The organism is Streptomyces sp. NPDC001980 (assembly GCF_040296885.1).
Classification (GTDB): domain Bacteria; phylum Actinomycetota; class Actinomycetes; order Streptomycetales; family Streptomycetaceae; genus Streptomyces.
The window spans coordinates 1-14,371 of record NZ_JBEOYD010000088.1 but is presented as its reverse complement, the minus strand read 5'-3'; the positions used below and the strand labels follow the sequence as shown (position 1 = coordinate 14,371).

The window sequence follows — 14,371 nt, the reverse complement described above, 5'->3', positions numbered from 1 at the left end:
GAGGTGGTGGGTGTGTTGCGTGGGCGGGGGTGTCGGACGCGGCGGTTGTCGGTGTCGCATGCGTTCCACTCGCCGTTGATGGATCCGATGCTGGAGGAGTTCGGCCGGGTGGTGGCGGGGCTGGATTACGGGGTGCCGCGGATCCCGGTGGTGTCGTCGCTGACGGGTGGGCTGGCGGGTGCTGGTCTGTTGGCCGGTGGTGAGTACTGGGTGCGGCATGTGCGGGAGCCGGTGCGGTTCGCGGACGCGGTAGGCGCCCTGGAAGCCGAAGGCGTCACCACCTTCGTCGAGATCGGCCCCGACGCCGTCCTGACCGTGCTGGCTCAGGACTCCCTCGCTGCCGACCAGGGGCACGTGGCCCTCCCGCTGCTCCGGCGCGACCGGTCCGAGCCGAGCACGCTCCTTCATGCGGTCGGCCTGCTCCATACGCGCGGGGTGCCGGTCGACTGGCAGGCGTTCTACGACGGGACCGGCGCGCGCCGCGTCGACCTGCCGGCCTACGCCTTCCGCCGCGACCGCTACTGGCTCGACGCCACCGCCACCGCCACCGCCACCGGGCCGGGGCTGAGCCCCACCGGTCATCCGCTGCTGGGCACGGCGTTCCCGCTCGCGGGCGGCGACGATCTCGTGTTCACCAGCCGCGTGTCGGTGCGTACGCATCCGTGGCTCGAACAGCACACCGTGCTCGGCAACGTCGTACTCCCGGCTGCCGCCCTGGTCGAGACGGCCGTCAAGGCCGGCGACGAGGCGGGCGCCTCCGTGCTGGAGGAACTCTCGCTGACCGCGCCGCTCGTGCTGCCCGCGCGAGGAGCCGTGCAGCTTCAGGTCAGGGTGGGAGCGCCGGATGCCGACGGCGGGCGTCCGCTGACCGTGCACGCCCGCCCCGAGGCGGAACACGACGGGGCCGGGCCCGGCGGGACGCCGTGGGCGGTGTACGCGCAGGGACGACTCGGCGCGGACAACTCGCCCCGGCCGGAGCACGACGTCGCGGGCGGCACGGCCACCGAGGTTCGGCTGCCCGCCGAACTCGCCGGGGACGCGGACCGGTTCGAGCTGCACCCGGCACTGCTGGACGCCGTGCTCCTCGGCCACGCCTTCGGTGCGGACACGGGCAGTGTGACCGTGCCGGCCGAGTGGCGTGGCGTACGGCTGTACGCCACGGGCGCCACCGTGGTGCGGGCCGTCATGACCGAGACCGGCGAGCGCACCGTGGCCCTCCGACTGACCGACGAACGCGGACGGTTGGTCGCCACCGTCGACTCCTTGACCTACCGCGACGTACCGGAGGACCTCTTCGCCTCCCCGACGGGCGGCGCGGACGACGTCCTGCTGCGGCTGGAGTGGACGGAGGCCGACGAGACCCGGCCCGCGAACGTCCCCTCCCTGGCGGTCCTGGGAGCAGACGGGTACGAGGACCTGGCAGCCGTCGGCAAGGCCGCCGAGTCCGGCTCGCCTGTCGACGCCGTCGTCGTGCCATGGGCCTCCCAAAGGGACGGTGACACCTCGGCCGCCCTGCACGACGGGACGCGCCGCGCGTTGGCTCTGGTGCGCGACTGGCTTGCCGACGAGCGCCTCGCCGACACCCGGCTGGTGGTGGTGACCCGCGGGGGCGTTGCCGCCGGAGGCGACGCCACGGAGCGCCACGCCGGTACCGCCGACCTGGCGGCCGCGGCCGTACGGGGCCTGCTGCGCTCGGCGCAGTCGGAGGCGGGCGGCCGGATCGTGCTGCTGGACGACGACCCCGCCGTCGAAGCCGAAGCCGCTGTCGACCCCTTGATCCTCGCTGCCCTGCTCGCCTCCGGCGAGCCCGAGGCAGCGATACGGGAAGGCCGGCTCCTCGTGCCCCGCCTGGCGCGGATCCCCGCGGCCGTCGCACCGACCGCATCCGCCGAGCCGGCCACCGCCACCGCCCCGGACCCCGACGGCACCGTCCTCGTGACCGGTTGCGGCGACCTCGGCACCTTGTTCGCAAGGCACTTGGTGTCCCGACACGGCGTACGGCATCTGCTGCTCGTCGGCCCAAGGCGCGGTCCCGAGCCCGGTGTGGCGGACCTGGCGGCCGAGCTGAGGGAGGAACTGGATGTCGAGGTCACCTTCGAGGCCTGCGATCTCTCCGACCGGGACGCGCTCGCCGCGGCCCTGTCCAGGGTTCCCGAGGAGAACCCCCTGACCGCGGTCGTCCATGCGGCGGGCCTCGCGGACGGCGGCACGATCCAGGGCCTGGACCTCGACTGCCTGGACGCCGCCCTGCGGACGGCCGCGGACGGGGCATTGCACCTGCACGAACTGACCCGGGACGCCGCCCTGTCCGCCTTCATCATGTTCTCGTCCACGGCCGGTACCGTGTCCGGTCCGGGCCGCTCGTACCGGGCGGCGGCGGATGCCTTCCTCGACGCCCTCGCCCGGCGGCGCGCGGCCGACGGGCTGCCCTCCCTGTCACTCGCCTGGGGGCCGTGGGAGGAGACCGGTGCGGGGCGGACCCGGCCGGACCGGGCCGGCTTCCTGCCGCTGACGTCCGCACACGTGACGGCGGCGTTCGACGCGGCACTCGGACACACGGCACCCGGCGACTCCCGGACTCACCACCCGGCGCCCGCCCTTCCCGTCCTGATGGCCGCCCGGCTCAGCCCGTCCACGCTGCGCACCCGGGAAGGGGGCGTCCCGCCGCTGTTCCGCGGTCTGGTCCGCGACCGGCTGCGGCCCGCCCTGGACACGGCCGGCCCGGGCACCGGCGACGGGGCCGGAGCATTCGTGCGGCGGCTGGCCGGACTGGACGAGGACGGACGCCACCAGGCGGTGCGAGAACTGGTACGCCAGGAGGTGGCCGCCGTCCTCGGACACACCGACCTCGGTGCCGTCGGACTCGAACGCTCCTTCCAGGAGGCGGGGTTCGACTCGATGACCGCCGTGGACCTGCGCAACCGGCTCGGCGCGGCCACCGGGCTGCGGCTGCCCGCCACCGTCGTCTTCGACCATCCCTCGCCCGCCGCGCTGATCCGGTACCTCCTCGGCGAGGCTGCGTCGGTGCAGGACCCGGCCGGAACGTCGGCCCGACCGTCCCTGCTCACCCAGCTGGACTGGCTGGAGGCGACCGTGGCCGGGCTGCGCCCCGAGACGGCGGACCTGGACCTCACCACGATCGGCGCACGGCTGCAGACGGTCCTGAACCGGCTTGTCCCCGCTGCCGCGGAGGCCGCGGAGGAACAGACCGGTAGCGGCCCCGACGACGCGGCGAGCCGGATCGCCACCGCGTCGGCCGACGAGATCTTCGACTTCATCGACACCGAGCTGGGCCGCGGGTCCGGCCGATGACGGCTCACCACAAGGAGAGCGGGCAGCACATGTCCAAGGAAGAAAAGCTGGTCGAGTACCTGAAGTGGGTCACCGCCGATCTGGAGAAGACCCGCAGGCGCGTCGCCGAGCTGGAGGCGGGAAGCCAGGAGTCCGTCGCGATCGTCGGCATGTCCTGCCGCTTCCCCGGCGCGTCGTCCCCCGACGAGCTGTGGCAGCTCGCCGTCGAGGAACGCGACGAGATCTCCGACTTCCCCACGGACCGCGGCTGGGACCTGGACGCCCTCTACGACCCCGACCCCGCCAAGCCCGGCAGCATCTACATCCGGCAGGCCGGCTTCGTCGATTCCGCCACCCGCTTCGACGCCGCCTTCTTCGGCATCTCACCGCGCGAGGCTCTCGCGATGGACCCTCAGCAGCGGGTGTTGCTGGAGACCGCGTGGGAGGCGCTGGAGCACGCCGGCATCGACCCGCTCGCCCTCAAGGGCAGCAGGACCGGCGTGTTCGCGGGACTGGTGGAGCAGAGCTATCTGGATCTGGACGCCCCGGAGGAGTTCGAGGGCTACCAGATGACCAGCAAGCTCAGCAGCATGGCGTCCGGGCGCATCTCCTACGTCCTCGGCCTCGAGGGTCCCTCTGTGTCGGTCGACACCGCCTGTTCCTCCGCGCTGGTGTCACTGCACCTGGCCGCGCAGTCGCTGCGTTCGGGTGAGTCCACCCTCGCCCTGGCGGGAGCTTCGTACATCTCGGCGCATCCCGGTGGCTACATCGACGGCTCCAGGCAGCGGGGACTTGCGGCGGACGGCCGCTGCAAGCCGTTCTCCGCCGCCGCCGACGGCATCGGCTGGTCCGAGGGCGCAGGGCTGCTCGTCCTGGAGCGGCTTTCCGACGCGCGGCGCAACGGGCATGCCGTGCTGGCGGTCGTACGGGGCAGCGCCGTCAACCAGGACGGCGCGTCCAACGGCCTGACGGCCCCGAACGGGCCGTCGCAGGAGCGGGTCATACGGCAGGCGCTGGCCAACGCGGGGCTCACCCCGGCGGAGGTCGACGCCGTCGAGGCACACGGCACGGGTACGCGGCTGGGCGACCCCATCGAGGCGCAGGCACTGCTCGCCACCTACGGGCAGGCGCGGCCGGAAGGGCGGCCTCTTCTCGTCGGCTCACTGAAGTCCAACATCGGTCATGCGCAGTCCGCTTCGGGAGTCGGCGGGCTGGTGAAGATGGTCCAGGCACTCCGGCACGGGGTCCTGCCCAGCACGTTGCACCTCGACGAGCCCACACCGTTCGTGGACTGGTCGGCGGGCGAGGTCGAGCTGCTCACCGAGACGCGGCCGTGGCCGCGGACCGGGGCACCGCGCCGCGGGGCGGTGTCCGCCTTCGGAGCGAGCGGCACCAACGCCCACGTGATCCTGGAACAGGCGCCGGCACAGGACGCCGTACAGGATCCGCGGGAGGACGGCTCACGGGATCCCGCGCGGGCCCTCTTACCGGAAGCGGAACCCACGCGTGAGCCGACCGCTGCCCTGCCCTTCGCCGTGTCGGCCCGCTCCCCGCAGGCGCTGCAGGCGCAGGCGGCCCGCCTCGCCGCGCACCTGCGCGGCGCCACGCTCGACGACGACCCCGGACCCCGACTGCTCGACCTGTCCCACTCGTTGGCCACCACCCGCGCCGCCCTGGAGCAGCGTGTCGTGGTCGTAGGCCGGGAGCGCGAGGACGTGCTCGCCGGACTGGACGCCGTGGCCGCCGGCCAGTCCGCTGGGAACGTCGTCCAGGGCGCCGCCGGCGAAGTCGGCAGGACCGTGTTCGTCTTCCCGGGCCAGGGCAGCCAGTGGGCCGGGATGGCGACCGAGCTGATGGAGACGTCGGAGGTCTTCGCGGCCCGCATCGCGGACTGCGCGCAGGCCCTGGAACCGTTCGTGGACTGGTCGTTGGAGGACGTGCTGCGCGGCGCCGAGGGCGCGCCCGACCTCGACCGGCTGGACGTCGTCCAGCCCGCCCTGTTCGCCGTGCACGTTTCCCTGGCGGCCCTGTGGCGTTCGTACGGCCTTGAGCCCGCGGCCGTCATCGGGCACTCCCAGGGCGAGATCGCCGCGGCCTGCGTCGCCGGGGGGCTGAGCCTGCCGGACGCGGCGCGCGTGATCAGCCTGCGCAGCAGGATCGCCCTGGCCCTTCAGGGCACCGGCGGCATGGGCGCGGTCGGGATGCCGCGCGCCGAGGTCGAGGCACGGCTGGAGAAGTGGGAGGGGCGGCTCTCGGTCGCCGTGGAGAACGGTCCGACCTCGGTCCTGGTCGCCGGGGAGCGGGACGCCCTGGGCGAGTTCATCGCGGAGTGCGCCGCCGACGGCGCGCGGACGAAGCGCTTCCCGACCGACTTCGCCTCCCACTCGCCGCAGGTCGAACGCGTCCGGGAGGAACTGCTGGCGGCGCTGGCGCCGGTGCGGCCGCGGACGGGTTCGGTGCCGTTCTTCTCGACGGTGACCGGTGACTGGGTGGACACCTCCCGTCTCGACGCCGGGTACTGGTACGCCAACATGCGCAGGCCGGTGGAGTTCGCGCGGTCCGTACAGGCCCTGGCGGCCCAGGACCACGGTGTCTTCGTCGAGGTCAGCGCCCACCCGGTGCTCACCTCCTCGCTCCAGGAGAACCTCGGCGACACCGCCGCCGTCACCGGGACCCTGCGCCGTGACGAAGGCGGGGCGGACCGCTTCCTGGCCTCCCTCGCCGCACTCCAGGTACGGGGCGTGCGGATCGACTGGGACGCCGTCTTCGCCGGTTCCGGGGCGCGGCGCGTGCCGTTGCCGACATACGCCTTCCAGCACGAGCGCTTCTGGTTCTCCTCCGGAACCCGTGCGCAGGACGCCGCGGGTCTGGGCATGGCGACGACGGGGCATCCGCTGCTGGGTGCCTCGGTAGCCGTGGCCGGGTCCGACGAGACGCTGTTCACCGGCCGCCTTTCGCCCCGCACCCATCCGTGGCTGGCGGACCACACCGTCGCGGGCTCCACGGTCCTGCCGTCGGCGGTGCTGGTCGAGCTGGCGCTGCGGGCCGCGGACGACGTCGGCTGCACCGCCGTGGACGAGCTGAACATCTCTGCCCCACTGGCGTTTCCGGCCGAAGGCGCCGTCCAGGTCCAGGTCAAGGTGGGCCCGGCGGACGAGCAGCGACGAAGCTTCGCCGTGCACGCCCGGCCCGAAGCAGGCGACGTCGAGTGGACCGAGTACGCCGTCGGCACGCTCAGCCTGCGCGGACCCGCACCGGCCGACCCGCTCCTGCCGTGGCCGCCGGCGGACGCGGCACCGGTGGACCCGGACGCGGCGTACGAGACGCTGGCCGGGGCCGGTGTGGCGTACGGGCCGCGACTGCGCGGGCTGACCGGGCTGTGGACGGCGCAGTCGGCGGGCGAGGGGTACGCCGAGGTGGCGCTGGACGCACCGGCAGCGAGCGACGCCGCCCGCTTCGGACTGCACCCCGCGCTGTTGGACGGAGCCGTGCAGGCGGCGCTGCTGGCCGACCCCGGGCACGGAGCCCGGCTGGCGACCCGCTGGCGTGGCGTCCAGCTGCACGCGACGGGCGCCACTGCCGTACGCGCCCGGATCGTCACGTCGGCCGACGGCGAACTGTCGGTGCTGCTGGCGGACCGCACCGGGCAGCCGGTCGCGACGATCCGCACCCTCGCCCTCACGGACGTCACCGCCGACACCGTCGCGCGCGCCCGCACCCGGACCCACGACGCCCTCTTCCACACCGAGTGGACCCCGGTCACCCTCGACGACCCGCTCACCCCCGTCCGCTGGGCGACCCTGGGTGCGACCGACTACGCCGACCCGACCGACCTGGCCAAAGCGGTCGAGGCGGGCACGCCGGTGGACGCGGTGCGCTACGAGATCGACGCCGGCGCGGCCTCCCACGACGCCCCGGACGCCTCCGCGCCCGGCGCCGACCCCGTCACTGCCGCCCACCGGTACACACGGCGGGTGCTGGCCCTGGTCCAGGACTGGCTCGCCGACCAGCGGCTGGCGGACATACCGCTGGTCCTGGTCACCCGCGGTGCGGTTGCCGCCGACGGCCGCCCGGTGACCGACCCCGCGGCCACGGCCGTTTGGGGCCAGATCCGCTCGGCCCAGTCCGAGAACCCCGGCCGCTTCGTCCTGGTGGACCTGGACGAGGAGACACCCTCGGCGAAACTCTCCGCCCTGGTGCGCTCCGCCGAGCCCCAGGCCGCCGTCCGCTCGGCCCAGGTGCTGCTGCCACGCCTGCGCAGGCTGCCGACCGGCCCTTCGACCACCCTGACGGGGGTGCGTCCGGCAGCCGACGGTTCTCCGGCGGTGGCCGACGGTGCCCGTGCGGCGTCGAACGGTTCTCCGGCGGCGCTCGACCGTGCTCGTGCGGCCTCCGACAGCACCCGGGCCGATGCCGACGGCACCCGGGGCACCCTCGCCGTGCCCCCGTCACCCCCCTCCGGTCACTGGCACCCCGGTGGCACCGTCCTCATCACCGGCGGTACCGGTGCCCTCGGCGCGCTGTTCGCACGGCACCTGGTGATCCGGCACGGCATGAGGGACCTGCTGCTCACCAGTCGCCGCGGGCCTGACTCCCCGGGCACCGAGGCTCTGGTGGCCGAGCTTTCCGCACTCGGCGCCCGGGTCACCGTGGCCGCCTGTGACGTCGCCGACCGCTCCGCGCTGGCCGGGTTGCTGGCGACCGTGCCCGCTGACCGGCCGCTGACCGGCGTCGTCCACGCGGCGGGCATCCTCGGGGACGGGCTGATCACCACCGTCACTCCCGAGCGCCTGGAGTCGGTGCTGCGGCCGAAGATCGACGCGGCCTGGAACCTGCACGAACTGACCCGCGGACTCGACGTGTCGGCGTTCGTCCTGTTCTCCTCGCTCGCCGGAGTCATCGGCGGCGCCGGCCAGTCCGGTTACGCCGCCGCGAACACCTTCCTGGACGGTCTTGCGGAGTACCGGGCAGGCCTCGGGCTGCCCGCCACGTCGGTCGCCTGGGGCCTGTGGGACCGTGCCGGCAGCGGAGGCGAGCTGACCTCGGCCGACCTGGAGCGCATCGCGCGCGCGGGCTATCCGCCCATCGCCTCCGACGACGGGCCCGCGATGCTGGACGCAGCGCTCGCCACGGGCCGGGCCGGCGTGGTCGCCGCCCCCCTCGACCTGACCACCCTGCGCGAACAGGCGCGCCTGACACCGCCGGTGATGCGCTCGCTGCTGCGCAGGCCCGTCCGGCCCGCCGCCCGCAACTCCGGCGCCGATGCGGATTCCTTCACCGCGGGCCTGGCCGGACTGCCGGAGGAGGAGCAGCACGCGCGCGTGCTGGACATCGTGCGGGCCGAGGCCGGGGCTGTCCTGGGACACGCGGACCCGGCCGGCCTCGACCTGGGCCAGCGCTTCTCCGACCTCGGGTTCGACTCCCTGACGGGCGTGGAGTTCCGCAACCGCCTCGGCTCCCTCACCGGCCTGCGCCTGCCCACCACCCTGGTCTTCGACCACCCCACCCTCACCGAACTCGCGGCCTTCCTGCTCACCGAGGTGCACGGCAGGCGGCAGGGCAGCCCCGTGGACCGGATCGCCGTGGACTTCGCGGCGGAGATCCACCTGGCCGACGACATCCGGCCCGCCGCCGAGGTGAGCCGTGTCGCCCCCGACCCGCGCGAGGTACTGCTGACCGGCGCCACCGGATTCCTCGGCGCCTACCTGCTGCGCGACCTCATGCGCACGACGTCCGCCCGGGTGCACTGCCTGGTTCGCGGGCGCGACGAGGCCGACGCGCGGGCCAGGCTGCGGGCCAACATGGACTGGTACGGCATCCGCGACACCGTCGACGACGACCGCCTCTCGGTCGTCGTCGGCGACCTCGCCGAGCCGGCACTCGGCCTGACCCCCGATCGGTTCGACGCCCTGGCCCGCAGCGTCGACGCGGTGTACCACGCGGGCGCCGCCGTCAACTGGGTACGGCCGTACGCCACCGTGCGCGCCGCCAACGTCGGCGGCACCGAGGAGATCCTGCGCCTGGCCGCCCGGCACCGCACGGTCCCCGTCCACTACGTGTCCACCCTGGGCGTCTACGTCGGTCGGGACACCGGCGGGGTCCCGCTGCGGACCACGGACCCGACCGGTCCGGGCGACACTCTGCCCACCGGCTACACCCAGAGCAAGTGGGTGTCCGAGCAGATCATCGGGCTCGCCCGCGAGCGCGGCCTGCCCGTGTCGGTCTACCGCGTCGACCTGATCGCGGGTGACGAGGAGACAGGTGCCTGCCAGGCCCGCGACTTCGTCTGGCTCAGCCTGAAGGGCATGCTCCAGGCCCAAGCCGTGCCCGGCGACATCCCGGTGACCTTCCGTCTGATGCCGGTGAGCTACACCAGCGCCGCGATTCTGCACATCTCCCGGCAGGACGACAGCAGCGGACGCACCTTCCACGTGTGCAGCCACGACGGCCTGACCCTCGGCGAGATGATCCAGGAGCTGCGGGAGACCGGATACGCGCTGCCCGACCGGGACTGGGACACGTGGCGCGACCTGGTGACCGCCGACCCGGACAACGCGCTGCTGCCGCTGCTCGACGCCTTCGAGGTCATGGCCGCCCACCCCGACGCCTTCTACCCGCCTGTCGACGACAGCGAGACAGCGGCGGCACTGGACGGGAGCGGCATCACCTGCCCACCCGCGGACCGTGAACTCTTCCGTAAACACGTCGCGTTCTTCACCCGGGCCGGATACTTCGGGCCCGTCACGGCCCCATGACCCCGCAGCCCCTCGCACCGCCCTCGCGAGAAAGGCCGTACATGCCCTCCCACGCACCCACGAGTCCCTGGATACGGCGCTTCCATCCCGCCCCCGCGGCCGGGAAACGACTGGTCATGCTGCCCCATGCCGGAGGCTCCGCGAGCTTCTTCTTCCCGGCCTCGCGGGCGCTCGCGCCGGAGGCGGACGTGCTCGCCGTCCAGTATCCCGGGAGGCAGGACCGGCGCGGCGAGGCCTGCGTCGACGACATGGACACCTTGGCCGACCTGGTCGCCGTCGAACTGCTTCCCTGGGCCGACCGCCCACTGGCCCTGTTCGGGCACAGCCTCGGGGCCGTGCTGGCCTACGAGGTGGCCCGGCGGCTGGAGGACCGCGGGACCGTGCCGCTGAAGCTGTTCGTCTCCGGCCGTCGCGCCCCCGCCGACCAGCGCGGGGAGTCGGTGCACCTGCTCGGCGACGACGCCCTCGTCAAGACCATGACGGCGCTCGCCGGCACCGAACTCGACGTCCCGGACGAGGAGGTGCTCAGGCTGGCGCTGCCCTCGCTGCGCAGCGACTACAAGGCGGTGGAGACCTACCAGTACCGCCCGGGCCCGCCGCTGAGGACCCCCGTGACCGCCCTGACCGGCGGCAGGGACCCGAAGGTGACCCCGGAGGAAGCGGGCCAGTGGTCGCAGTACACCACCGGGACGTTCGAGCTACGGGTCTTCGACGGTGGCCACTTCTATCTCGTCAGGCACCTCGACCGGGTCGTCGAGGCCCTGCGGGAGACGTTCGCCTGACCCGCGCACCGCCTTGCAGCACACCCACCACACGCACCCCTTTGAGAGGACTGCTCCGTGTCTGATCTGCTCCAGGCCGTCATCGCCGGTGCCGAACCCGACGAGCTGCTCTCCCTCGACCTGCCTCCGACCTACCGTGCGGCCTATCTGCACAAGGACGAGATCGGCATGTTCGAGGGCGAGACCGACAAGGACGTGCGCAAGTCCCTGCACGTCGGCGAGGTGGCCATGCCCGAACTCGCCCCGGACGAGTGCATCGTCGCCGTCATGTCGGCCGCCATCAACTTCAACACCGTATGGTCCGCGATCTTCGAACCGGTCCCCACATTCGCCTTCCTGGAGAAGCTGGGCAAGCAGGGCTGGCACGGCGGCCGGCACGACCTCCCCCACCACCAACTCGGCTCGGACGCCTCGGGTGTGATCGTGCGGGCCGGGTCCGGCGTGAAGAACTGGAAGGTCGGCGACAAGGTCGTCATCTCGCCGTCCTACGTCGACGAAGAGGACCACGCCTCCTACGACGACGGCATGCTGACCGAGACCCAGCTGGCCTGGGGCTTCGAGACGAACTTCGGCGCGCTCGGCGAGTTCTGCCTGGTCAAGGCCAACCAGCTGGTGGCCAAGCCGGCGCACCTGTCCTGGGAGGAAGCCGCCTCGAGCACCCTGTGCGCGGCGACCGCCTATCGCATGCTGGTCGGCAGGCACGGTGCGCAGATGAAGCAGGGAGACGTCGTCCTCGTCTGGGGAGGCACCGGCGGTCTGGGCTCCTACGCCGTTCAGTTCGTCCGGAACGGCGGCGGAATTCCCGTCGCGGTCGTCGGCTCGAAGGAGAAGGCCGACCTGGTTCGCGCGCAGGGCTGCGAGCATGTCGTCAACCGGTCCGAACTGGACCTGCCGGAAGGAAGCTTCCGCCACCCCAAGGCGGGCCGGATCCTCGGCGAGGCGGTGCGCTCACTGGTCGGCGAGGACCCGCAGATCGTCTTCGAGTATCTCGGCGCCGAGACGTTCGGCACGTCGGTGTACGTCGCCAAGCGCGGCGGAAAGATCGTCACCTGCGGCTCGTCCACGGGCTACCGCCACGAGTACGACAACAGGTTCCTCTGGATGCGGCTGAAGCGGATCATCGGATCCCACGGGTTCAACTACCACGAGGCCGTCCAGACCAACCGGCTGATCAGCCGGGGCATGATCCACCCGACCCTGTCGAGGGTCTTCCCCCTCGACGCCGCGGCCGAGGCGACCCGTGCCGTGCAGACCAACCAGCACGTCGGCAAGGTGGCGGTGCTGTGCGCGGCACCGTCCGAGAACCTGGGAATCGACGACCCCGAACTGCGCGCCAGGATCGGCGAGGACCAGATCGGCCTCTACCGACGCTGGTCCGAGCAGGAGTGAGTCGAGCCGACGCCCTCGCGGGAACAGGCCGGCGCAGGAGGCCGAGAGACAGGCGTCCCCATCGCAGCTCGACCCGAGACAAGCCGGAGTCCGGCCGGAGTCGCCACCGCGATCGACACCGTCCTACCGCGGTCCGCCGGCACCGCTGGTGGCGGTGCCGGTGAGGACCGGCACGTCGGCGGCCGGAACCGGTTACGTGACCGTCGACAACGCCTAGACCGTCGTCAGGTCGAACTGTTCCCAGGTGCCGATGGCGGTGCGGTTGGCGATGAGGGGGTCGGCGCCGCCGTTCTCGGCGGTGACGTACTTGCCGTTGGCGGCGGCCAGCAGACTGACCGTGCCGTTGGAGTTCTTGACGAGCTGGAAGGTCTCGTAGCTGCCGATGGCGGTGCGGTTGGCGATGAGGGGGGAGGCACCGGCGTTGTCGGCGCAGACGATCTGGCCGTTGGCGCGGGAGCGGAGGGCGATGTTGTTGTTGCCGAGGTCGATCTGGTCGAACTTCTCCCAGGTGCCGGCGGTGTCGCGGTTGGCGATGAGGGCGGAGGCACCGCCGTTTTCCGCCGTCACGTATGTGCTGTTGGCGCGGGCCTTGAGGGTGATGGTGGCGGTGGCGGGGGTGCCGGCGGAGGTGCCGTTGATGTAGGGGGTGGTGGGGCGGGTGGCGGTGAGGGCGAGGGTGCCTTTGAGCATGCGGCCGCCGTCGCCGGTGAGGCGCAGGTAGTAGTCGGCGGAGCAGGCGGTGCCGTCCTCGTCGAGGGCGAGCAGGCCGGAGTCGGTGGGGACCCAGGCCTGTGATTCGGCGGTTTTGGCGATCTGGTTGCCCTCGTTGTACTCGTCGTACATGGAGATGTAGATGCCCTGCACGCCGGCGCGGACCATGTTGTAGAACTGGCGCCACATGAAGTCGCCGTGGGCGCGCTGGTGTTCGGCGACGTCGCCGGGCAGGACGCAGGGCTGGTAGTCGATGCCGTGCGAGGTGCAGTCGGCGAGGTCGGGGACCGTGGCGTTGGTGTAGAAGTTGTCGGCGTCCGAGGAATTGCTGATCCGGCCGACCATCCAGGGGGAGATCATGTTGAGGGCGTGGTAGACGTCCGTGAAGCCGGAGCGTGAGTCGCTGGTGCCGGTGCGCCACCAGGTGGGGACGCCGCCGATGACGTAACAGCCCTGGTTCTTGAACCAGGTGATGACGTCGAGGCAGGCGTCGGCGGTGAAGGCGTGTTTGTCGTCGTTGAAGCCGAAGCCCCAGATGCAGACGATCGGCTTGCCGTTCTGGGTGGCGTAGGCCGAACTCGCGGTGTGGGCGGACATCTTGTTGGTCCAGTCCGTTTTGATCTCGGACTGCATGTTCGTCCAGCCGCTGACGTCGTACATGATGTAGAACTTCCGGCCGTAGGCTTCGGCGGCGCTGCGGACCTTGGTGGTGATGTCGTCGCGGGTGGGGCCTTCGCCGCCGGTGGGGTTGAAGCGTTGGAGGGCGGCGGTGTCGATGCCGTACTGCTGCATCCACAGGAAGTGGGTGTTGACGGTCTGCTGGTCGTAGGAGGAGAAGAGGGTGGGGGTGTGGCCGTTGCCGAAGTTGGCGAAGGCGGTCGTGTACGTCTTGGTGTAGTCGCGGATGTCGGGCCAGGCTTTGATGCCGTTGTTGGTGGGGGAGGGGGTGGAGGCGCTGTTGGGGGCCCAGTGCCACCAGGCGTTGATGGGGGCGCCGTCGCCCTTGCAGGCGAACCAGCCCTGGTAACCGACGGTCACCTTGCCCACGACGTCACCGGCGGCACTCGCGGTGGTACTGGTGTCGGCCGCCGAGGCGAAGCGGGTGACACCGAACGTGCCGAGCGCGGCGGCAGCGGTGCCGCCCGCCGCGGTGCCGAGCAGCTTGCGGCGCGACCATGCCGGAGCGCGGTGGGAGAGGGGCTTGCGGGGCTCCGGGGTGGGAGCGGAGGTGTCCATGCAAGGGGAGGGACCGGCACCGGTGGCGCCGTAACAGAAACTGGGCGAGATCTTTTTCGGTGCCCTACTTCGCCGGTCGGCCCCCGCTCTCCGGCTGCTCCAGGTGGGTGGTGAGGACCGCTGCCTGGACGCGGCGCTGGACGCCCAGTTTGGCGAGGAGGCGGGAGATGTGGTTCTTGACGGTCTTCTCGGAGAGGTAGAGCTTCT

At 72.3% G+C, this 14,371-nt stretch carries 6 protein-coding genes; 4 read left to right on the top strand and 2 right to left on the bottom strand.

What is annotated here, in order from left to right; genetic code table 11:
• Positions 1 to 3 precede the first annotated feature (3 nt).
• From ABT137_RS50405 to ccrA, 4 genes are read left to right on the top strand one after another with little or no spacing between them, the layout of a single operon-like run.
• Positions 4 to 3,312: a KR domain-containing protein gene (locus ABT137_RS50405; RefSeq protein ID WP_351720678.1), complete on the top strand. Its 3,309-nt coding sequence runs from the start codon at positions 4 to 6 to the stop codon at positions 3,310 to 3,312.
• 29 nt (positions 3,313 to 3,341) lie between these two features.
• Positions 3,342 to 10,046 (top strand): type I polyketide synthase, encoded by a 6,705-nt coding sequence (locus ABT137_RS50400; RefSeq protein WP_351720673.1) that lies wholly within the window; start codon positions 3,342 to 3,344, stop codon positions 10,044 to 10,046.
• Between the two features lie 41 nt (positions 10,047 to 10,087).
• Positions 10,088 to 10,828, top strand: coding sequence for a thioesterase II family protein (locus ABT137_RS50395; RefSeq protein WP_351720670.1), 741 nt, complete (start codon positions 10,088 to 10,090; stop codon positions 10,826 to 10,828).
• 57 nt (positions 10,829 to 10,885) lie between these two features.
• Positions 10,886 to 12,217, top strand: a complete 1,332-nt coding sequence (ccrA, locus tag ABT137_RS50390) for a crotonyl-CoA carboxylase/reductase (protein WP_351720668.1) — start codon at positions 10,886 to 10,888, stop codon at positions 12,215 to 12,217.
• Positions 12,218 to 12,430: 213 nt separating this feature from the next.
• On the opposite strand, the gene ABT137_RS50385 is transcribed toward ccrA, so the two are convergent.
• Positions 12,431 to 14,164: a DUF7910 domain-containing protein gene (locus tag ABT137_RS50385; RefSeq protein WP_351720666.1), complete on the bottom strand. Its 1,734-nt coding sequence runs from the start codon at positions 14,162 to 14,164 to the stop codon at positions 12,431 to 12,433.
• Between the two features lie 64 nt (positions 14,165 to 14,228).
• Positions 14,229 to 14,371, bottom strand: a 143-nt coding sequence (locus ABT137_RS50380) for a LuxR C-terminal-related transcriptional regulator (protein WP_351720675.1), incomplete at its 5' end; no start/stop codon positions are given.